30 protein-coding genes are annotated in these 17,448 nt (G+C 59.7%); 11 read left to right on the forward strand and 19 right to left on the reverse strand.

Annotated features, from left to right (window positions below):
- Positions 1–32: 32 nt before the first annotated feature.
- The 18 genes from ASD94_RS10695 to ASD94_RS10765 all read right to left on the reverse strand — a co-directional run bounded on the left by ASD94_RS10695 (position 33) and on the right by ASD94_RS10765 (position 10,367).
- Entirely contained in the window at positions 33–1,685 is a 1,653-nt protein-coding gene (locus tag ASD94_RS10695) for a hypothetical protein (protein ID WP_056642548.1), read from the reverse strand.
- A 33-nt stretch (positions 1,686–1,718) separates the two neighbouring features.
- Positions 1,719–2,177, reverse strand: a complete 459-nt coding sequence (locus tag ASD94_RS10700) for a hypothetical protein (RefSeq protein WP_056642551.1) — start codon at positions 2,175–2,177, stop codon at positions 1,719–1,721.
- Positions 2,174–3,439 (reverse strand): PBSX family phage terminase large subunit, encoded by a 1,266-nt coding sequence (locus ASD94_RS10705; RefSeq protein ID WP_156391393.1) that lies wholly within the window; start codon positions 3,437–3,439, stop codon positions 2,174–2,176. The genes ASD94_RS10700 and ASD94_RS10705 overlap by 4 nt, the downstream gene beginning before the upstream one ends.
- Entirely contained in the window at positions 3,436–3,708 is a 273-nt protein-coding gene (locus tag ASD94_RS23550) for a hypothetical protein (protein ID WP_156391394.1), read from the reverse strand. Before ASD94_RS23550 ends, ASD94_RS10705 begins: the two co-directional genes overlap by 4 nt.
- A gap of 698 nt (positions 3,709–4,406) precedes the next feature.
- Complete coding sequence (locus ASD94_RS10715; RefSeq protein WP_162255821.1) at positions 4,407–4,790, reverse strand: hypothetical protein; 384 nt, start codon at positions 4,788–4,790, stop codon at positions 4,407–4,409.
- A 13-nt stretch (positions 4,791–4,803) separates the two neighbouring features.
- Positions 4,804–5,121, reverse strand: a complete 318-nt coding sequence (locus ASD94_RS10720) for a hypothetical protein (protein WP_156391395.1) — start codon at positions 5,119–5,121, stop codon at positions 4,804–4,806.
- A 196-nt stretch (positions 5,122–5,317) separates the two neighbouring features.
- On the reverse strand, positions 5,318–5,650 hold the full coding sequence (locus ASD94_RS10725; protein ID WP_156391396.1) for a hypothetical protein: 333 nt from the start codon (positions 5,648–5,650) through the stop codon (positions 5,318–5,320).
- Positions 5,640–6,200, reverse strand: coding sequence for a recombination protein NinG (locus tag ASD94_RS10730; protein WP_082576836.1), 561 nt, complete (start codon positions 6,198–6,200; stop codon positions 5,640–5,642). The genes ASD94_RS10725 and ASD94_RS10730 overlap by 11 nt, the downstream gene beginning before the upstream one ends.
- The gene (locus ASD94_RS10735; protein WP_056642565.1) at positions 6,200–6,532 is read right to left on the reverse strand and encodes a hypothetical protein; all 333 of its coding nucleotides are present in this window, start codon (positions 6,530–6,532) and stop codon (positions 6,200–6,202) included. The genes ASD94_RS10730 and ASD94_RS10735 overlap by 1 nt, the downstream gene beginning before the upstream one ends.
- On the reverse strand, positions 6,525–7,217 hold the full coding sequence (locus ASD94_RS10740; RefSeq protein ID WP_056642568.1) for an HNH endonuclease: 693 nt from the start codon (positions 7,215–7,217) through the stop codon (positions 6,525–6,527). The genes ASD94_RS10735 and ASD94_RS10740 overlap by 8 nt, the downstream gene beginning before the upstream one ends.
- Positions 7,210–7,476, reverse strand: a complete 267-nt coding sequence (locus ASD94_RS10745; protein ID WP_056642571.1) for a DUF3310 domain-containing protein — start codon at positions 7,474–7,476, stop codon at positions 7,210–7,212. The genes ASD94_RS10740 and ASD94_RS10745 overlap by 8 nt, the downstream gene beginning before the upstream one ends.
- Positions 7,473–7,796 carry a hypothetical protein gene (locus ASD94_RS10750; protein ID WP_156391397.1) on the reverse strand — a complete coding sequence of 108 codons (324 nt, stop codon included), beginning with the start codon at positions 7,794–7,796 and terminating at the stop codon, positions 7,473–7,475. The genes ASD94_RS10745 and ASD94_RS10750 overlap by 4 nt, the downstream gene beginning before the upstream one ends.
- A gap of 188 nt (positions 7,797–7,984) precedes the next feature.
- Positions 7,985–8,116 (reverse strand): hypothetical protein, encoded by a 132-nt coding sequence (locus ASD94_RS24185; protein ID WP_255357437.1) that lies wholly within the window; start codon positions 8,114–8,116, stop codon positions 7,985–7,987.
- A complete protein-coding gene (locus tag ASD94_RS10755; RefSeq protein WP_056642576.1) occupies positions 8,107–8,571 on the reverse strand; it encodes a hypothetical protein in 465 nt (154 codons plus the stop codon). Before ASD94_RS10755 ends, ASD94_RS24185 begins: the two co-directional genes overlap by 10 nt.
- Positions 8,564–9,418, reverse strand: a complete 855-nt coding sequence (locus ASD94_RS10760; protein WP_056642579.1) for a hypothetical protein — start codon at positions 9,416–9,418, stop codon at positions 8,564–8,566. Before ASD94_RS10760 ends, ASD94_RS10755 begins: the two co-directional genes overlap by 8 nt.
- 2 nt (positions 9,419–9,420) lie before the next feature.
- Positions 9,421–9,621 carry a helix-turn-helix domain-containing protein gene (locus ASD94_RS23555; protein ID WP_156391398.1) on the reverse strand — a complete coding sequence of 67 codons (201 nt, stop codon included), beginning with the start codon at positions 9,619–9,621 and terminating at the stop codon, positions 9,421–9,423.
- Between the two features lie 93 nt (positions 9,622–9,714).
- Positions 9,715–9,885: a hypothetical protein gene (locus ASD94_RS23560; protein WP_156391399.1), complete on the reverse strand. Its 171-nt coding sequence runs from the start codon at positions 9,883–9,885 to the stop codon at positions 9,715–9,717.
- 275 nt (positions 9,886–10,160) lie between these two features.
- Entirely contained in the window at positions 10,161–10,367 is a 207-nt protein-coding gene (locus ASD94_RS10765) for a hypothetical protein (protein ID WP_056642582.1), read from the reverse strand.
- 103 nt (positions 10,368–10,470) lie between these two features.
- Here ASD94_RS10765 and ASD94_RS23565 point away from each other — a divergent pair, with 103 nt between their 5' ends.
- Complete coding sequence (locus ASD94_RS23565) at positions 10,471–10,770, forward strand: hypothetical protein (protein WP_156391400.1); 300 nt, start codon at positions 10,471–10,473, stop codon at positions 10,768–10,770.
- Between the two features lie 143 nt (positions 10,771–10,913).
- On the opposite strand, the gene ASD94_RS23165 is transcribed toward ASD94_RS23565, so the two are convergent.
- Complete coding sequence (locus ASD94_RS23165; protein WP_082576837.1) at positions 10,914–11,174, reverse strand: helix-turn-helix domain-containing protein; 261 nt, start codon at positions 11,172–11,174, stop codon at positions 10,914–10,916.
- Positions 11,175–11,224: 50 nt separating this feature from the next.
- Here ASD94_RS23165 and ASD94_RS24015 point away from each other — a divergent pair, with 50 nt between their 5' ends.
- The 10 genes from ASD94_RS24015 (at position 11,225) to ASD94_RS10805 (ending at position 17,422) form a co-directional block, all read left to right on the forward strand.
- Positions 11,225–11,995 (forward strand): S24 family peptidase, encoded by a 771-nt coding sequence (locus tag ASD94_RS24015; RefSeq protein ID WP_235510634.1) that lies wholly within the window; start codon positions 11,225–11,227, stop codon positions 11,993–11,995.
- Positions 11,996–12,061: 66 nt separating this feature from the next.
- The gene (locus ASD94_RS10775) at positions 12,062–12,349 is read left to right on the forward strand and encodes a hypothetical protein (RefSeq protein ID WP_200954223.1); all 288 of its coding nucleotides are present in this window, start codon (positions 12,062–12,064) and stop codon (positions 12,347–12,349) included.
- Positions 12,350–13,482: 1,133 nt separating this feature from the next.
- Complete coding sequence (locus ASD94_RS23575; protein ID WP_156391401.1) at positions 13,483–13,722, forward strand: hypothetical protein; 240 nt, start codon at positions 13,483–13,485, stop codon at positions 13,720–13,722.
- Between the two features lie 82 nt (positions 13,723–13,804).
- Positions 13,805–14,452 carry a pentapeptide repeat-containing protein gene (locus tag ASD94_RS10780; protein ID WP_056642587.1) on the forward strand — a complete coding sequence of 216 codons (648 nt, stop codon included), beginning with the start codon at positions 13,805–13,807 and terminating at the stop codon, positions 14,450–14,452.
- A gap of 141 nt (positions 14,453–14,593) precedes the next feature.
- Positions 14,594–14,968 (forward strand): hypothetical protein, encoded by a 375-nt coding sequence (locus tag ASD94_RS10785; protein WP_056642590.1) that lies wholly within the window; start codon positions 14,594–14,596, stop codon positions 14,966–14,968.
- Between the two features lie 104 nt (positions 14,969–15,072).
- On the forward strand, positions 15,073–15,639 hold the full coding sequence (locus tag ASD94_RS10790) for a hypothetical protein (protein ID WP_056642592.1): 567 nt from the start codon (positions 15,073–15,075) through the stop codon (positions 15,637–15,639).
- Positions 15,640–15,692: 53 nt separating this feature from the next.
- Positions 15,693–16,574: a hypothetical protein gene (locus ASD94_RS10795; RefSeq protein WP_056642595.1), complete on the forward strand. Its 882-nt coding sequence runs from the start codon at positions 15,693–15,695 to the stop codon at positions 16,572–16,574.
- A gap of 1 nt (position 16,575) precedes the next feature.
- Positions 16,576–16,863: a hypothetical protein gene (locus ASD94_RS10800; protein ID WP_056642599.1), complete on the forward strand. Its 288-nt coding sequence runs from the start codon at positions 16,576–16,578 to the stop codon at positions 16,861–16,863.
- A complete protein-coding gene (locus tag ASD94_RS23580) occupies positions 16,860–17,138 on the forward strand; it encodes a hypothetical protein (RefSeq protein ID WP_156391402.1) in 279 nt (92 codons plus the stop codon). The genes ASD94_RS10800 and ASD94_RS23580 overlap by 4 nt, the downstream gene beginning before the upstream one ends.
- On the forward strand, positions 17,135–17,422 hold the full coding sequence (locus ASD94_RS10805) for a hypothetical protein (RefSeq protein WP_056642602.1): 288 nt from the start codon (positions 17,135–17,137) through the stop codon (positions 17,420–17,422). Before ASD94_RS23580 ends, ASD94_RS10805 begins: the two co-directional genes overlap by 4 nt.
- Positions 17,423–17,448: the final 26 nt, after the last annotated feature.

Consider the following 17,448-nt stretch of genomic DNA (forward strand, 5'->3'; position numbering starts at 1 on the left):
CCCAAGGCACTACACTTATCCACAGCCGACCTTCACAGGTTGGCCATTAGCCCTGGCTCAAAATTCAATCGGCACGGTGGCTCAATTTTGAATCGGCGCCAACACATCTGGAAGATCTGCGACATGACAGCGCTAAGCTTGTCCTTCGACCCAGTCCCCAGGCCAACATTGATGTGAATGTGATACCCATCCACCCACTCCCGAGGATCAATGGTCATCCACTGCTTGAACAATTCGACCTGCTCGGCCTTGTTCTGGTAGCGGCAGACGCACTTCATCATCTTCTCGAACAACTGGCGCACGGACTCAGCGGCCACGCGGGCCATCAACTCCATCCGTTGGTCGGCCTTCTCGGTGATCAGCGAAACACCCGTTGCCGTGGGGTTCAGCGCATCAGGCGACAGGCCTTGCGAGTAGCGCGTGAAGCCGGTGCGTTGTTCGCGCCACTGCTCACCCCACTCCACGAACTGCCAGGCGCTTTGATCCAGTCCACCCTGCGGGATTGGCTGCAGGGCGCCGATGCTCTTCATGCGCACCACACCACCGGGGCGGTTGTTCAGCAGGTCGTCGAGGTTCACTTGGCCTTCGACAATCCCCGTACGCTGGTTGACCGACAGATACACGTTGTCGGCCACAGCACGCATCAGCGATGTGCGCAGGCGTTGCGGCTGCAGGGCCTGATCCGCCGGGCATTCACCGAAGAACACATGCGGCATCGGGTTGGGGCAGAAGAAGACGAACGGATGGTCGTCCACCTTCTCATCCTCTTTGATCGTGCTGCCGATCATGAACACCCGGCGCCATTCAGGGATGCCGTCGTTGTCCTGGTCCAGCTTGATGTAGCACTCAGAGCACAGGTAGCGCTCCAGCTCACCGTCTGATTGATCGAAGAACCACGGCGTCTGTGTTGCAGCGCGCTCGATTTGCTCCATGTGCCAGCCATCCTCGGCGGCCACATTGGTCAGGTCGTAATCATCAGCCTCCAGCTCTGCGCGGGTCTTGTAGAACTGGTGCGCAATGAAGGTCAGCGGCTCGCCGTAACGTGACCGAGGATGCACGCGCATTTCCTCGGGCGGGCAACCCATCACACGGCAGCGGCCCTTTTTCTCCACGCGCTTGACGGTGATGTCCCACACCTCCAGCGGCTGGCCTTCCACCATGATCTCGCGCGATTCCTGGCTTACAGGCTCTACATCAGAGTCTTTCAGCAGTTCCTCGACCTGTTCAGGCAACAGGCCTTGGTAGCTTTCCTCGGCGTCTTCTTCGTACTCTTCCCAAAAGACCTTGCCAAAGCCGACTTTCTGAATCAGGCCATCCAGGAACCATTGGTGCAGGAAGTTGAACCCGCGATTGCGCTTCCAGAAAAGGAGCTTGAGGTACTCTCCGGCGATCTTCGCGTCCTGCACATACTCAGGACTTGATGGCTCGCACTCCATGGCGTCTTGCGACTGCACAAACGGGCGCAGAAGCGAGGGGAGCATCCAATTGACCGTATCAGCAACGTCAGACGAAACGATGCTGGAGCGGTCTGGAATGTCAGGGGCTGCAAGTTCGCCCGTTGCTTCGGCCTTGTAGTACTGGAGATTGCGCAGACGGATGCGGCTGATCTCCGTGCCGGGCGCACCCAGTGACTGCCGCAGCTCCTTTTCCAGGATGGCGGTGAGTTCGGGTTTGCTGTATTTCATGTATGGGTCGCTTCTCAGCGATGCCTTTGGAAATTACTCGGGTGTATTGACGTTTGCAAACAGCTTGTGCGGCGCGAGGCTATTGAGAGCCTTTGCGATATCGTCTTTGCCATATGAAGGCAACGGCACACCATGCTGCTGCATGACGTTGTAGAAGTTATAGGTAACTGGCGGGTGCTTGGTGCAATAGCAAATCCATTGCACGACATCGCGCATGTCTGCCTTGAAAGCAATGCAATTTGCCGGGTTTGATGCAAGCCACTCAGCCTGCAACACCTGATGCATCTGCTCGATTGGCGTCATGTTTTGCGCGGCAAGCTCTGAACGCCATTGGTTCGCCAACGCGTAGGCTGCCTCCAGGCCTGCAACAGACTGACGGCGCACAGTCTTAAGGTCTTCGTCGCGCTCCACGACCAACCAATGCGTATTGATCGGGCGCCCGTTGACAAACGCGCCTATCTCAGGATCAACATATACCGTGTGGTTTGTCATGCGTAGCTCAGCTTTTGATAGCGGATCGCTCCGCCCCACTCGTCGTTGCTCAGTTGGTCAGCCACCAATGCGAGATAGCGGAAAGCATCCGCACCATGGCTGTATGCGTCGTGCAGCGGCTGGCCTGGCTCTCGGGTCTGCTGGTTGATGTGCCTGCGGTAGCGCTTCAAGCACTCCACCAGGCGCCCGGTCTTGTCTTTGTCGAAGTAGATGCGCGGGAACACCTCGCGCGCGGCCTTGATACCGGATTCAATGTCCATTCGTGGGATACCTGGGTTCTGCGTGTCCCCCGGCACTGTCAATCCCATCGCGGCCAGGATCTCCTGCGCGCTCTTGCCTGTCTTGAAGTCCTTCGTGTACCCGTCGTGTGGCAGGTACTGGCTACCCCAATTGAGGCCCTTCGCCTTCAAGTCCTGGGCGTAGTCGCTCAGCGTGCGGTGCGAATCCTCGATGTAGTCAATCACCCGGATCTCAGACGCCGACCGCTGCACCAGGATGATCGACATGCTGTCGTTCCAGCCCAAGTCCCACACCCCGTGCACCTTCAGCAGCGGGTCATAGGGCACCTCACGGATGCGGCCCTTACTCTCTGCTCCAGCCACCTCATCAAAGTAGATCGCCCCCTCAACCGCTGGCATACAGCGGCCTTCCCAGATGTGCCCGTATTCCTCGGGCTTCATAGTGTTCTGTGCGTGGACTCGCTCAGCCTCCAGCACATCCGGGAACCACGGGTTGTCCGTGTAGTTCATCAGGATGGAGATGCAATCAGGCGGCGGGCTCTTTACGAACCGCACATAGGTTTCGTCTGTGTCCAACTGCGGGTTGAACGTCACCCAAATCTCAGACCCTGGCTTGCGGATCGTGGGCAGCAGGACATTCCATGAAGTCTTGCTTACCGCGTGGGCTTCTTCAACCCATACCCTGTCCACGCCCTCATAAGACTTGATCGAGTCCACCGTGTGGCTCTGCAGGCCTGCAAATGTGAACTCTGTCCCGTTCTTGCCCCGGATGACTGTTTGCTGCACCTCGTAGAAGCGGGACAGGCCCATGGCTTCTATCTGGTCGCTCAACAGCTTGTGCACCGAGTCGGCTAGTGACTTCTGCACCTCACGGGTACACAACACGCGCAAGGGCTTTTGCACACCCTCAAGGAGGAGCGCTCTAGCAAACCCCCAAGACTTCCCAGAACCGCGCCCACCGTAGGCGCACTTGTACCGGGCTGGCTTGAACAGGAACTGAAGCGCCTTCGGGAATTCGATCACTTGAATGTGACCGTCAGCGAATGCGCAACCGGCCCACCGTCGCCTCCCTCGATCTGCACAGGAAGCACCTTGCCCAGCAATGCGAGAAAGGCCGCAGGCTTCTCGTCGGCTTGGCGCACCAGATAGTCAACGCCGCCCGCCTTATTAAGCGCATCGGCCACCATGACACGGATGAGCGCATTGCCCTTGTCTAGCGATCCCTTGGGACGGCCAGCGCCAGGGCGAACCCCGCCACGACCTTTCGATTGCTTTGTTTGTTTTTCAGACATATCGGATTCCTTACGGCTCGTCCGAAGTGAAATAAAAGCGCAAAATGCGCCTATGCAGATATGTTCAAGCGACTTTGGCGCCATCTCAGCACCCGGCCGGACATCGCGCCGATTGCGCAAGTTGAATGCGCGCAAACTGAAGAAGTGGTTCAAAGCCCGCTTGGCTGCAGTGCTCAACCCATAAGCGCCCATCGGTCTAGCTCATGCCTGGGCGTTGCCGTTCGCGCCTCCCCCTGTCGTATGGGCATACGAGAAAGAACCGGCTGATTTACCCGTCAGCCGCCATACAGGGTTTATGGTGTTCTCGGGGTTCGATAGGGTGCGGGGCTCGAAGCCGTGGCGCTAAATGGCCGGGATGGTGTTGGATCGGCCCCGCATAACTGGCAAGGGGTGCAGGGATCGAACCTGCGACACGCGGGATCAAAACCCGCTGCTCTACCAACTGAGCTAACCCCCAATGATTGCCGTCGCCGGTGCTGATCTCCGGCATGCCACGTGGTTGCTTCCTCTACCTTGGTCGGCTTTTAAAGGCATCGGCTTGCGCCTTATCCTGGGCCTGATCCACGCAATAGCTAGCGAGGTCATTAGTGCATCAGCCTGCACATTGACGGCAAAAGCAAAACCCCGCTAGGCGCGAACCTGCGGGGCTGTGATATTGGCAGGATATTTTAGAGACACCTATCCCGCCGGACGTATTTTTACCCCATAACTCCGGTCGATGCAAGCACTTTCAGCAAAATATTTCGTGCGTCCATCAAAATTTTCGATCTCTCCATAGGATCAGCGGGGAGGCGCGGGCTATTCCAGACGGTTGCGCCGGTTGCCAGATTCCTAGCCTGGATCGAAAGAGCGGTCCTATACGGCTGCTCTACGCGATCCATGGCGGCATCAAACGCCTCTGCAATGCTGTCCTCAACTGAGGCATCAATGGCGCCGTTATCGTAGTCGTATTGCTTGGATGTCCGGGACTGGCGGCAGGTCACGTCGCTCGATGGGTATCCCTTGCCAAACCGATAGCGACTGCACCAGTTGTGCCAGCGGACGAGGTGATCATTCAGCAGGTGGTCAATGTCGTTTTGCATCATGGCCGTCCTTTCAGTTCATCCATATCGAATGCAGCTCTGGCCTCTTGCGGATAGCCCGCTGTACGGTGGTTTCTGGCGGTGGCATCACCGGGCGCGGCTTCGGCTCAAACCTTGCGCGCCAGCCTTCCTTGACTGTGTAGATGGGCACTCGGCCGATGTGAGCCACGTTCAGCAGGCCACGAAAGGCGCAGCGGCGCAGGTACTGGCGGGCAAGGTCGTGGTTTAGCCCTGTTTCGGCGCTGACCTGCAGCGGTGAGGATTGGCCCAGCTTTTCCAGAGCTTCAAGGATGGCAACGCTGTGGGCTCCCAGTTGATTGCGCGGGATCATGCGGCCTCCTTGGTTGCGCGGTGCTTGCATCCGGTGCATCGTTGGTCGGCCTGACCTAATTCAGAGTGCGTGTACTGACAGGCTGGGTTCATGACTGCGGGCCAAGACGACACCAAGCGCCCGTGGTGGTCCCGCAGTTCGGTCGATTTCAGGAACGGCGGGCGGTTGTGGCACCCGTTGAGCTTTGCGGGCTGGGTCATGCGGCCCCCAGTGCAAAGACGCTGTTTGCCATGCGCCATGTACGCTGCGGCGTTGGCCGTGGTTCAGGGCGACGGCGGGATGGTGGGCGGGCGTCGATCGCCTCTCTCCAGCCGTCAACGGCGCGGTACACAATGGGGTGTTGTGTGCGGTCGGCAGTCAGCAGACCTAGGCCCACAGCGCGGGAGCAGTATTTCCCCACATTGGCGGATTCCACGTAGCCCTTCATTGCCAGGCGGATTTCGGTGGTGTTGGCCTGGCCGCGTGCTTCGGTGATCTCCAGCACCTCGCGGATGCGTGCGCCTACTGGGCGGCCTGCGTTATTTCTCACTCTTCATCTCCTTGAGCTTTGCCTTGTAGGTATCGCGGATGGCCCGCAATTCGTCGTGCGTCCACTTGTGGGGCGTGTTGTCGGCCTCCAGCGCGGTCACCCGTGCTTCACCGATGCGCGCCACCACACCAGCACGAAACGCGGCGTAAGTAGTCCCTCCGGGGCGGTTGCAGTTCTTGCGCTGGGCAAAGCAGTTGTCTTCGTTGAATCGAAGGTGCCCAGCAGCGCCACGGCTGCGGAAGTGGCCCGCGTCCACAGAACCGCCCGGCTTCATGGGCTCGAAAGGCTTGCCGCAGCAGATGCAGGGCTGGCCTTCATCGCGGGCGCGGATGTATGCGTTGAATGCGGCTTGAGCCTCGGCTATCAGGGCGGGTAGGCGCTTGGCGGCTTCCTTGCGGGTGCGAACCTTTGCCCGTTCCTCCACCTTGGCCTGGCGCACCTTCTTCATGGCGCAGGCGGGGCGGCATACCTGCTGCCCCATGCGCTCAGGCACAAATACCCGCTCGCACACTGCGCAGGCTTTGGCCTTGGGGTGCTTGTAGGTCAGCATCAGCGCAAGCTCCTGTCTTGAGCCCGATTGCTGGCCTCTTGGCTACGCCAGATTTCCACCCGGAGCTGGGCGGCGATCTGTGCCCAGCGCAATTGCTCTTCCACCTCTACGGCGGCTTTGTAGCCTTCCAGAAGGGCGATGTACTCGGGATGGCTGTAGGCGTATTGCTCGCGGGCGTTCACGGCCTTCTCGGCGCATTCAGCCATCAGCAGGGCCTTCTTCGACTTGCGGTATTCCTCAAGATGCACGCGCTCGCTCTTGGCCTTGGCAAACTTACCAGCGTTGGACAAAAGGAAGTCAACCGCCTTGTTGGGGTCGATTGGCTCAGCCATGGCGCCGCCCCTCCTGCGCGTCAATCTCGGCCAGCTTTTGCCGGTAGTGCTGCGCCTTGCCTGCGCTCAGCAATTCATAAAGCGCGTCGCCTCCAGTCAATCCACTCGCGATAAGACGGTGAACCTCGCGATGACATGGAGCACATAGCGCTGCGGAGTTGTCTGGATCGGCCCGCATTGCAGGATGGGTGGCAAAGGGCATGATGTGGTGAGCGTGCAGCTGCTCCGAAGACCCGCAGCAGTCACATACTCCGCCAGCATCCGCAATCGCCCCCTTCACCCAGCCTGTCAGGGCGTTACGCTCACGGCGCTTGAGAGCTGCCGCACTCGGAGATGGGTTGATCCTCAAACAGCCGCACGAACGGGTGTGCTCGCGGACGAGGTGCACCGTCATCACTCGGGCCACCACGCCACAATCACACACGCATTCCCAGTGCTTATGGCCATCAGTCTTGATGGCAGTCAGCAACCCGAAGCGCTGGCCGGACAAATCCTTGCGCTTGCGGGACACGCGGCGCGCGCAGCCGCATGACTTGGTGTTGCCGGAGGTGAGATTCAGCATGGTCACCGCCTTCTGGTTGCCACACGCACAGACACACATCCATGTGACCTTGCCAGTGCTATCGCGGCCCGCGACATGCGCAGCGATCAATTGTCCGAACTGTTGCCCTGCGATATCACGCATGTTGGTTCTCCTGCAGCCACTTCTCTAGGTAGTGAGCCGCCTTCGCGATATCTGTACGACCGCCTTTACCTGCGACGCCAGCCGTGTTGACGCGAGCGATGTAGGCCAGAGCCGAGCAGAGCAAGAACCCGTTGAACTGCTCCTTCGTCATCCAGGCCTGCATCACGTCCCATGGCTGCATGGGCATGTCTTTGTAGTGAGAACCGCCGACCTGGCGGTCATCTGCGCTCACCACGATTTCGGGGAACTGCTGGTTCATGCCGCCTCCTTCTCAGTGCTTGGCACTGGTAGCCAGGACAGGGTTTCGTCTTGGGCGTCGCTGCCTGGGTCGCGGATGGGGCGGAGGTTGGCATCAGGCAGCGCGTCAAGACACGCTTGCTCTCCACGCAAGAACGTGTCCCGGCTTGTTTTCATCTTCCCAATGACTTGCACATGGAGCGTGTCTTCAAGAACCCAGCAAGCGCATCCTTCAATTTCCATCGGCGGAAGATTCTTTAACTTGACAATTCGGTTGTTAGCCAACTGCATCTGTTTTGGCATGCCAACCACTCGCGCCAAATCCCCAGGCTTACAGTTCATGCTTCACCCCTTCTTGTTGAGCCACTGAACCCTCACAGCCGCCACATCCGGTGCAACTGCTTGGTGCTTTCCACAGACGTGCTGTGGTGGATAGAACGTCCAGCGCGGCCCCTTGAGGCAGATCGCTAGACGATGCTTGGCCATCTGGCCGGATTGCTTGGGTGACCAGTGGAGACAGGTTGAGCAGGTCATGCATTGATGGCCTCCGAGAACAGATCACCGGTGACCCACAGTGCAAACAGGATTTGCGACTCTGGGACGGTGCCGCCAGCGCGGACAAGGTCGAGAATGTGGTTTGCTTGTGCGCGGGTCATTGCCATGACATCTTTCCTTCCATGCCCAGCGCTTGGCGGGCTGATTTGAGGGTGTAGGGGCGGATCTTTTCGCCAGCCTCGGCGCGCTTCACAATTGCGCGCGCCCAGTCCTTCATGTCTCCCTTGGGAGCAAGTGCGGCTTTCAATCCGATCTGTTTTGCGATCTCTGCGGCGACCTTTTCCTGGTCAGCCTTTGGTGCAGGCAGCTGCTTGAACTCTGGCGGTGGCATCCGGCGAGCAATCGCGCGGAACTCCTGCACGTTCGGGCACTTTTCCGGCAGGTTGCGCAGGGCGTAGCGCAGGGGTTCTAAGTCCCAGCCAAAGCCGCCCAGCTCATAGCCCCAGTCAGCCTTGACGGCGGCGATATCGACGCCCTCCCACTTGCGCAACCACTCGGCGCCATAACGCACTGCGAGCTTTGCAAAGATGGCGTCAATCACATCGGCAAAGGTTTCAGCCATGTGCACCTCCAATTGCCAGAGGCTCGGCTTCCACGATCACGCAATCGAGGATTTGGGTTGCCCGGTCGAACGCCATGCCAGGGGCCTTGCGCGCAACCAATGGGGACATTTCCTCAACCCGCTCACGCATCGAGCGCTGGTATGCCGTTTCGCCCGTGGAGCGCTCATCAGGCTTGAGCCATGCAGCCTCCAGGCCCTGCGAGCCACGGCGGCACCAGATGCGGAGAAAGTTTTCCAGCGACATCCCGGCCTTCGATGACTCGCGGCGGGCGTCCTCCAGCACGGTCAAGCTCACCGGGGCACGCTTGGCCTTGCGCAGCGACAGCCAGTCATCCCAGACCTGTTGATCGATGTCATCCGGCTTAGGTGGGGTGACGCGCTTGCGCGGCGCGGTGTCTTCCTTTTCTTCTTTCTTCTCTTCTCTTCTCTTCTCTTCTCTAGCTCCGAGATTCGGCGTTTCTTGTCCTGCACTCGTCTGCGATTTGTCCGCATCAGAAGCGGACACGGTGCGGACAGTTGCCTTGCGTTGTGCGTCAACACAGCGACGCTTTGCGGACTGTCCGTTGTGTTCTTCAAAGTTTTCAAGGCGCACACCGGCTTCGGTTTCGGACAACCAGCCGATATCGCACAGAGCTTTGCCCAAGCCTTGAATGCCGGTCTTGCGGTCAATCTGACGCAGGGAAAGGCCAGGCATCAGGCCGTCTTGCGTGTGCTGATCTGCAGTTGCCCACAGCCAGTACAAGCCACCAACAACAGCGGCTTCGCTGGAGTCGGTCATATCCACAAGGCGGGCAACCCGTGGGTCATCCCACAGATTGCCGCGCATCTTGATCCAGTCACCGGCCATGCTCAGCAGCCCTTAGGAGCAGTGCCGAAATAGGCGTGGTAGTTCTTGCCAGGGATGCGGCGCTTGGTGATAGTCCAGCCCATGGCCTTGAGGTCAGACATGCGCTTGTGAGGGCATACGGTGCCCACGCGGCTGATGATCTCCATGGCTGTAGTGCCGCATTTACGCGACAGGAGCTTGGCAAGGATTTGATGTTGTGTCATGATTTGCCTCAGTTAAGGAAACCCGCCGAGGCCTGCCAGCCGATGACAGCGGGTTTTTTCATGCCTGCACTTTCGGTAGCAGGCTTCACCGTTTCACTTCACCTCGTGCCGTATCCCGTACTTGCGGGTTTGGGTGATGCGCTCGAACTGGGCGGCTTGGTGGATTACCTTGGCGCGGTCGTATGCGGGGGTGGCATCGGGTGCCCGAACACGGCCAAAGGCTGGCGGCTGGTTCAGGGGTTTGCGTGGGTTCCAGAGGGACATAACTTTTCCGTTACGCGAAAGTTCAGCCGCCGCAGCGGGCGGGCTTACCTGTTGCGCTTGATGAATGGAAGAACCCGAGCGGGAACCTTGGGCCGAACGAATCGCGCCTGAATTTCCTGCTGGGTCAATTGCGTGCAGGCTTGCTCCAGCGTCAGCCCGTTCTGGTCCGCGTACTGCTGGACCTTGCGTGCGTCTGCCTCTGACAGCTGCACTGTCGGTGGTGGTTTGGATTGCACTGGTGCTCATTCCGTTACGTGTTTGAAACGGGAGAGGGACTAAGCAGTGGCTCGCATTTCGCCAGCACCCGCCACAGAATTGCCGCCATGAATCTGCTTCGCCAACGCCTCCATCAGCAGCTCACGAATGAACGTGCTGGGCTGCATGTTGTTGATCTCGCTCACGGCCTCAATCACGCGCATCTCTGCGGCGTTGAGACTGAGGTTGACGCGCTTCACACGGATAGCGGCAGGGTCTGCGTACATGTCGTGTTCTCCTGTGGATTGGCAGGTTTAGAAAGAATGGGTGCCCACCCGCTGACGCTGGACAATGGAAGTGCAAGCAACCAAACCAACGAAAGGGGCAGACATGAAACCGGTATTCGGGGTGATCTTTCGACCAGACGCGCCAATCGACTTGAGCGTGTTCAATGCGGTCATGACTGGCTCGCCTCTGGGTCAGTGCCCGTCGATCCGCTGCAGCGAGGTGCTGGAAACGTCTTTTGGCTTTCTGCAGCTACATCCGATGGATGGAGAAAAAAACCACGGGCTGACACTGTTTGTGCCGCCGTCATATGTGCTGTACATGCTGCGAGCGGAGGCAGACAAGCCGTTTGGCTTTTTGCCAGCAGCGCCTCCAACAGGCGCTCAATCCGATCAAGTTGGGTAGTCGCTGGCGCTTTGGCCTCCAACGCCGCAGTGCGCTCGTTCAGCCAAGCAATGGGGTCCGAAACTGCGCCTGATATGTTGGGGAACGTGCTCGACAAAACCGACTTAACCAGCCGCAGGTGCTCGTCGCCTTCGGAGATGTGCTTATCCATGTGCGGCCTCCGTAGCGGTGGGCTTGGCTTTGCGGGATGGCTTGCGAAGAACTGCCCAATTCACATCTGGGCGGAGTTCTTCGCAGCGAACCTTTCCAGAGGTCAGGGCCTCGATTTGTGGGCAGCGCTCAGCAGGGATCGGACGGTCGCCCTTAGCCCACTGGTTGACGGTCGGAGGCTGAACCCCCATCGCGCGAGCCAGGCTCGCTTGACCGCCAAGCTGTTCTGCGGCCCTGAGAATTGCATTAGACATAGCCTCATTATGAGGCTTGGCCTTATCTCAGTCAATAGGAATTGCCTAACATGTACTGCCTAATCGAAGATAAGGCGATGCTTACAGGCGAACAGCTTGGCGCGGCTATACGCGTCGCCATCGAAAAGAAGGGTGTTTCCAAGGTCGCGGTTGCCGCGTACTTCGGGGTCAAACCGCCGTCCGTTCAGGACTGGATCAACCGTGGGACCATCGGAAAAGAAAAGCTGCCAAAGCTGTGGGCGTACTTTTCAGATGTCGTTGGGCCAGAACATTGGGGCTTGTCCAGCGTAGAGGCTCCATACCCGACTGATGGGGTCGTGCAATCCGAAATTTCCGTAGGCGGCGTAAACGTCATACCCTCTGCACATTCGTTACAACAAGAAACTAGTGATGTCGTAATCCGCCAGTTCCAAACGGGCGGTTCTATGGGCAAGGGGATCGTTTTGGCAGAGCAACCGGGGGTTATCAAGGAATGGCGCGTATCGGAACGCTGGGCACAAGAGAACGTGCACCGCATCACATCAGTCAAGAACCTAGCCATCGTCACGGGGTTTGGCCCCTCAATGCAGCCGCTTTTCAACCCGGGCGACCCACTGCTGGTTGATAGGGGCATCAACCGCGCAGACGTGGACGGGATCTATTTCTTCCGCGTGGGGGAAGAGGGCTTCGTGAAACAACTCCAGCGCATTCCAACCGCTGCGGGTCTAGTTCTGCGGGCCAAAAGCTACAACACCCTGTACGACCCGTTCGACATTGTCGAAGGGATGGACTTTGAGGTTTTTGCGCGCGTCGTGAAGGTGTGGCGCGGAGAAGAGTTTTAAGGAGCAACTATGCAAAAAATGAGGGTTGGCGCAGTCGCGCTTGGGGTCGCGGTACTTTCTGGCTGCATGAACATGCCAACGCCGACCACCCAAATCACAGGGGCCTACGTGTCCCCGCTCAAGTACGAAAGCACAAGCTGCGATGCCCTGGTGGCGGAAATATCGGCCTTAGCCAGGCGCGAAAACCAACTGGTGGCCGCTCAAAACCAGCGGATTAAGACCAGCGAAACGCAAGCATTCTGGTACGGGGTGGGCCAGGGCGACGGCGTAGAGGCCGCCGAGCTGGCAAACGTGCGCGGCGAACGCGAGGCTGTGACTGCAGCCATGGAAAAGAAAAAGTGCAAGGCTAGCTAGCCGTCTATACGGATTGCAGGTGAATTCGGGATACCCGGAGGGATGGACAAGCCGCCATGCGACTAACGGCCCCACCCCTCCGGCGTCCCCGGCGTATGGCCTATACGCCGTCAGGAGGCCAATGAAATCTAGAGGATTCGCGGTCGCACGCGAACGCCCTCAAACATTCCAGTAACCTCCAAAGCGAGGCCACCCGTACAGGCGGCCAAGCACCGGTGCTGCGGTCGCGCAACATGGGGACTAACCATGAAGCTGCAAATCGCAGTCCAGTTTGGCAAGGTGAAGGTGACCCTCTCGGCTCCGGTCGATGCAATCATCCTTCTACTTGCGCTCCTGGTGTAGTGAACGCGGGCGGGCCTAAACCACCCGTCCGCATTCATGCCCCGATCCCCAAACCGCCCACCGAGGCGGTTTTTTGTTGCCCGTCAAAACTACGTACGTAGTTGTTCGCCTCATTTATAAGGCTATGCCTATTGACACCGATAAGGCGTGACCTAATAATACACCCATCGCAGCAAAACGCAGCGACAGGGTGAGCGGATCGGCGGTCACCACGGAGTTCCTTAAAAACTGAGGGTGATGTGATTGCCGCGGCGAATAGGCGTAGTGCGCAAGGGAGGTGGGTAGCACGCTGCAGCGTGTCCACTGGCTCTAGGGGCCTGAGAACTCGTGACGGCTCAGGGCGGCATTCACATCACCTTCAATCACACCCGCGCAGCGGGCACAAACCGGGAGTGGCTTAGCAGCAAATCCGGGTGAGGCGGTCAGCCAACAACAGCAAAAGACCAACAGAGAGATGCACAGCGGCGGTCGCTCCCTCGCTCTCTGCTCCACGCAAAAACGTGGGCCGCATGCCTCGCGGTGACAGCGCGGGGAGGAAATGCGCAAAGGTTGTCGATAGGCGAGTTACCCGGACAAAGGAAGCGCTACGGCGCGCGGGGTACTTGGGTGTGGCGAGCCCTTAACGCATCAGTCAAGCCATTTGTCACACGCAGCCTCAGAGCGTCATAGCTTGGGCCTAACCCTTCCCTCAGTGGACCCGGATCGAGTAACCGGGACAGCCCTTGGAGACAGGGGCAAAACCAGAGCGCATTGATGGTCAGTGCTCTCTGTTTTTCAACAAAGGAACACACATGCAACGCTCAGCACCATTTGCACGCGCCATGGCTATGGCAGTAGCAATCGCTGGAATCATGAGTAGCGCAGCCTCTGCCTCGTTGCAGCAGGCGCAAATCGCTGAACTCGGGCCTTATGTCTCTCGCGGCAAAGGTCAGGGGCACAGCAACCGCCGCGCACCCGGCGCGCACAAAGCAGCTCACCGCGCCGCCATGAAGCTACGCCGCATCAAGAAACACAAAGCGCGCTGCAAGTAATCACCCCGCCCCGCCAACGCACGGCAAACCACCAGGCGCTTCCAACGAGGCGCTTGCTGATTTCAACCACGAAGGAACCACCATGGCAAAGCATCAGATCAAGCATCGCTGGAACGACTCGGTATTGTTCGAGTGCGATGTGCCGGACGATATGGCAAGCGGACTGCGCACGCGGTACGCGCTGGAGAGGGCGGTGGAATCGCGCGCCAACCTGTCGGGCGCCTACCTGTCGGACGCCAACCTGTCGGGCGCCAACCTGTCGGGCGCCAACCTGTCGGGCGCCTACCTGTCGGGCGCCTACCTGTCGGGCGCCAACCTGTCGGACGCCAACCTGTCGGGCGCCAACCTGTCGGACGCCTACCTGTCGGGCGCCAACCTGTCGGACGCCAACCTGTCGGGCGCCTACCTGTCGGGCGCCTACCTGTCGGGCGCCAACCTGTCGGGCGCCAACCTGTCGGACGCCAAGTGGCGTGATGGCATCGTGATCAACCAAGCTCCTATCCAGTTGTTTGGTTTGCACTGGCGCGTGACCATCCTGGATGAACACATGCAAATCGGCTGCGAGCTGCACAAACTTAGCGACTGGGACGAGTACGACGACAAACGCATTGCGCAGATGGATGGCCGTGATGCTTTGCGGTTCTGGCGTGCGCACAAGGATGTGCTGCTGGGCTTGGCAAAGAGCGCAGGGCGTGGCGTTGCGGATGAGACCGAAGAAAAAAGCGCCTAACCCCACCCCGCCCCTACACCAGGGGCCGGGAGTGCCCCCCAATACGGGCGAAAGCAGATGCCAGCCTGAGTGAGCCGCCATGTAGCGGAGCAACTGGTGCAGCGAGTAGCCCACCCATTCACCAAATACTAGGAGAGCAGTATGAACATGCAAGCGTTGGTAGATGGTCTTTCGGCCCAATGGATGAAAGAGCGCGCCGAGTCACAAATGACGCTTGGCAAGATGATCGAACGCCTGCAAGAACTTCCGGACCATGTGATGGTTCCGCTGTCGAACCCGCATAGCTATCGCGGGTACTACTCGGACTTGTCGTTTGAGCCAACAGACCCCGTAGCCGTCAAGCATCTACTTGAGAAATGCAAGGACGCCATGGGCGCGTGCTTTCATGGCTGGAAGGGCGGCGACTATTACATGCACGCTGGCGTGCCGGTATGGGTCGCAGATCGCGGCAGTTGCGGCCTGAAGTTGATGGCAATCAACGATGACGGCTCGCTGGTGACCGCAGAGGACGACTAGCTACACCCCTGCCCTCCTATAGACAGGGCAAGCCCCATCCCTCCCCTCCTGCCTTGCGCAGGGGTTCGCCCCGCCTGTCGGGGCTTTTTTATTTGGAGCGCTCCATGTCATCTGACAAAAAGCCTGTCCTTTACGAATCCGATGAAGCCGCAAGCCTACAGACGGTCACGGGCTGGGTATCAAGAACTGGTCATTTCTGGGGCCAGGACGAGCACATGGCCCGCTACGACGGATCGACGCACCGCACCTGCAGCCAGAACCCGGCGCATGGCGTTGTCGAGACTCGCGGCTGGTGCCGGATGTGCCGCGACGAGCGTATGGATGCAAAGTTCGCTGCGATGCCACGCCGGGCATACGACGGGGAACTTGTCGCGGTGTTTGATGGGGATACCTACTTCTTCGACGCAGAAGCAATAGCGGACTGGCTGGCTGACAACGACATCAAACCCGAGGATGCGCGCTTGGTGTTTTGCAAGCCAAACATGGCCAGCGAGATTGACCCAAACGAGCACTTCAGCGATGACCTCCCAGAAGACGGCGAGGTAAGCGACCGGTTGATGGCGGCATTCGATGCGCTCAATGCAGCGATCAGAGAAGAGCCGCCGTTGAGTTGGTGTCCCGGAGAGGAAGCCGTCATCCTCCCGCCCGATTTTCTTGAGCCCTCCAAGTGAGGGCTTTTTTACGCCCAGGAGGCGCAATGCAAAACGTAACCCAAGGAGCCAGCATGGCTGATTCGACCGCGACCACCAACAACCTCCAGATCACCAAAGACCGCGTGAAGTCGTGGGCCGCGTGTAGCGATGGCTACCGCTGGTTTCTTGGCAAGTTCCCCGAGGGCGCAGAGTTCGTGCCCGTGTACCGCGCGCTGATCGCTGATAAACGCGGTGACGACGCTGATTGGCTGGTGGGCAAGTTGTTTGCCGAGCTGGACACTACCACCCGCGTAAAGCAAACGGCCATCATTGCTGGCGCTGATGCGGTGGCGATTGCGGCGCAGGTTGCCGCAGGCGCAGAAGCCGCCACCACGGGCGAAGAGGCGAACGCCGCCACCACGGGCAACTGGGCGAACGCCGCCACCACGGGCAACTGGGCGAACGCCGCCACCACGGGCGAAGAGGCGAACGCCGCCACCACGGGCAACTGGGCGAACGCCGCCACCACGGGCTACCGGGCGAACGCCGCCACCACGGGCAACCGGGCGAACGCCGCCACCACGGGCTACCGGGCGAACGCCGCCACCACGGGCAACTGGGCGAACGCCGCCACCACGGGCAACTGGGCGAACGCCGCCACCACGGGCAACTGGGCGAACGCCGCCACCACGGGCTACCGGGCGAACGCCGCCACCACGGGCAACTGGGCGAACGCCGCCACCACGGGCGAAGAGGCGAACGCCGCCACCACGGGCAAGCACGCTGTGGCAGCCGCTCTGGGTATCGATGCAAAGGCAAAGGCAAGCGCGGGCGGTGCGATTGTGCTGACGCATCGCAACGATGACGGCGACCTGATCTGCATCCGCGCTGCGATGGTTGGCCAGGACGGGATCAAGCCTGATGTCTTCTACCAACTCAGTCCGGAAGGCGAGTTTGTTGAAAGTGAGGTGTGACATGGCCTTTGAAATCGACATGCTGGCGTGCGCAGCGCACGAAGACCAGCGCCAGCGGTACGCCGAAGCGCTGGAAGCCGAGGAAGTCCGGCTCACCCGCGAAACCCTGGAGCAGGCCAAGGCCGGACAGTTCGACAGGCTGCGCGAAGCCTTCGACTTTCGGGACCACGACGCGATTGTTTTTCGCGCACTGGTGAGCTGTGCCGACAAGGGCGCGCCAGAAGCAAAGGAAGCTCTCGACACGCTGGCGCGCTGGTACGGCGAATGGCACGCGGAGGTGGACGAATGACCCGCACCGAACGCGACCGCCCTGCAGCACTGGCAGCGAGTGAGGCCAGCCAGGCGAAGGCGAAGAGGGAGAACGCTGCCCCACCCACCCGACACCGGCATGAGCGCAATAGCTGGCTGATCGCTGGCGGCGCCGTGGAATGGTGTTACCAGTGCGGCGCATGGCGCTCCCTCCGCCCCGTCAATGCCGCAGGCAATGTGTTGACAGCCATTACCAAGTGGCAGCGCCCATCTGGCATCGGCGGCCCTAACCCTGCATTGAAGGAGACCCCATGATTCGCGCCCCCTCATACCTAGACGACAACACCAGCACCTACGCCCGCACCTGCCCCGGCTTCGGCAAGACAGCTGCTCAGATGGCAATGGCAATAGAGGTGCACAAGACGCCGCTACACAAGCGCGCCATTTGGGCGTTCCGCCGCCGTGGCTGGCTGATCGTTCCCGCAGTGCTTGCAGTGCTGGTTTTCAGCGGCTGCACAAGCGATGTGGACACGTATGCCGCGGTACAGGCTGATTTAGCTGATGCGGTGGCGACTGCGGCGAAGGAGGCGGGGAAGTGAACCGCCTGCACGATTTCTGGCGGCTG

This window comes from Acidovorax sp. Root70, assembly GCF_001428225.1.
Lineage (GTDB): Bacteria > Pseudomonadota > Gammaproteobacteria > Burkholderiales > Burkholderiaceae_C > Acidovorax.

Bases quoted from the DNA above. Each gene is read 5' to 3' on its own strand.
- ASD94_RS10695 (WP_056642548.1), bottom strand. From the start codon at position 1,685: ATGAAATACAGCAAACCCGAACTCACCGCCATCCTGGAAAAGGAGCTG.
- ASD94_RS10700 (WP_056642551.1), bottom strand. From the start codon at position 2,177: ATGACAAACCACACGGTATATGTTGATCCTGAGATAGGCGCGTTTGTC.
- ASD94_RS23550 (WP_156391394.1), bottom strand. From the start codon at position 3,708: ATGTCTGAAAAACAAACAAAGCAATCGAAAGGTCGTGGCGGGGTTCGC.
- ASD94_RS10715 (WP_162255821.1), bottom strand. From the start codon at position 4,790: ATGCAAAACGACATTGACCACCTGCTGAATGATCACCTCGTCCGCTGG.
- ASD94_RS10720 (WP_156391395.1), bottom strand. From the start codon at position 5,121: ATGATCCCGCGCAATCAACTGGGAGCCCACAGCGTTGCCATCCTTGAA.
- ASD94_RS10730 (WP_082576836.1), bottom strand. From the start codon at position 6,200: ATGCTGACCTACAAGCACCCCAAGGCCAAAGCCTGCGCAGTGTGCGAG.
- ASD94_RS10735 (WP_056642565.1), bottom strand. From the start codon at position 6,532: ATGGCTGAGCCAATCGACCCCAACAAGGCGGTTGACTTCCTTTTGTCC.
- ASD94_RS10740 (WP_056642568.1), bottom strand. From the start codon at position 7,217: ATGCGTGATATCGCAGGGCAACAGTTCGGACAATTGATCGCTGCGCAT.
- ASD94_RS10745 (WP_056642571.1), bottom strand. From the start codon at position 7,476: ATGAACCAGCAGTTCCCCGAAATCGTGGTGAGCGCAGATGACCGCCAG.
- ASD94_RS10750 (WP_156391397.1), bottom strand. From the start codon at position 7,796: ATGAACTGTAAGCCTGGGGATTTGGCGCGAGTGGTTGGCATGCCAAAA.
- ASD94_RS24185 (WP_255357437.1), bottom strand. From the start codon at position 8,116: ATGGCAATGACCCGCGCACAAGCAAACCACATTCTCGACCTTGTCCGC.
- ASD94_RS10755 (WP_056642576.1), bottom strand. From the start codon at position 8,571: ATGGCTGAAACCTTTGCCGATGTGATTGACGCCATCTTTGCAAAGCTC.
- ASD94_RS10760 (WP_056642579.1), bottom strand. From the start codon at position 9,418: ATGGCCGGTGACTGGATCAAGATGCGCGGCAATCTGTGGGATGACCCA.
- ASD94_RS23555 (WP_156391398.1), bottom strand. From the start codon at position 9,621: ATGACACAACATCAAATCCTTGCCAAGCTCCTGTCGCGTAAATGCGGC.
- ASD94_RS23560 (WP_156391399.1), bottom strand. From the start codon at position 9,885: ATGTCCCTCTGGAACCCACGCAAACCCCTGAACCAGCCGCCAGCCTTT.
- ASD94_RS10765 (WP_056642582.1), bottom strand. From the start codon at position 10,367: ATGTACGCAGACCCTGCCGCTATCCGTGTGAAGCGCGTCAACCTCAGT.
- ASD94_RS23565 (WP_156391400.1), top strand. From the start codon at position 10,471: ATGAAACCGGTATTCGGGGTGATCTTTCGACCAGACGCGCCAATCGAC.
- ASD94_RS23165 (WP_082576837.1), bottom strand. From the start codon at position 11,174: ATGTCTAATGCAATTCTCAGGGCCGCAGAACAGCTTGGCGGTCAAGCG.
- ASD94_RS24015 (WP_235510634.1), top strand. From the start codon at position 11,225: ATGTACTGCCTAATCGAAGATAAGGCGATGCTTACAGGCGAACAGCTT.
- ASD94_RS10775 (WP_200954223.1), top strand. From the start codon at position 12,062: ATGAACATGCCAACGCCGACCACCCAAATCACAGGGGCCTACGTGTCC.
- ASD94_RS23575 (WP_156391401.1), top strand. From the start codon at position 13,483: ATGCAACGCTCAGCACCATTTGCACGCGCCATGGCTATGGCAGTAGCA.
- ASD94_RS10780 (WP_056642587.1), top strand. From the start codon at position 13,805: ATGGCAAAGCATCAGATCAAGCATCGCTGGAACGACTCGGTATTGTTC.
- ASD94_RS10785 (WP_056642590.1), top strand. From the start codon at position 14,594: ATGAACATGCAAGCGTTGGTAGATGGTCTTTCGGCCCAATGGATGAAA.
- ASD94_RS10790 (WP_056642592.1), top strand. From the start codon at position 15,073: ATGTCATCTGACAAAAAGCCTGTCCTTTACGAATCCGATGAAGCCGCA.
- ASD94_RS10795 (WP_056642595.1), top strand. From the start codon at position 15,693: ATGGCTGATTCGACCGCGACCACCAACAACCTCCAGATCACCAAAGAC.
- ASD94_RS10800 (WP_056642599.1), top strand. From the start codon at position 16,576: ATGGCCTTTGAAATCGACATGCTGGCGTGCGCAGCGCACGAAGACCAG.
- ASD94_RS23580 (WP_156391402.1), top strand. From the start codon at position 16,860: ATGACCCGCACCGAACGCGACCGCCCTGCAGCACTGGCAGCGAGTGAG.
- ASD94_RS10805 (WP_056642602.1), top strand. From the start codon at position 17,135: ATGATTCGCGCCCCCTCATACCTAGACGACAACACCAGCACCTACGCC.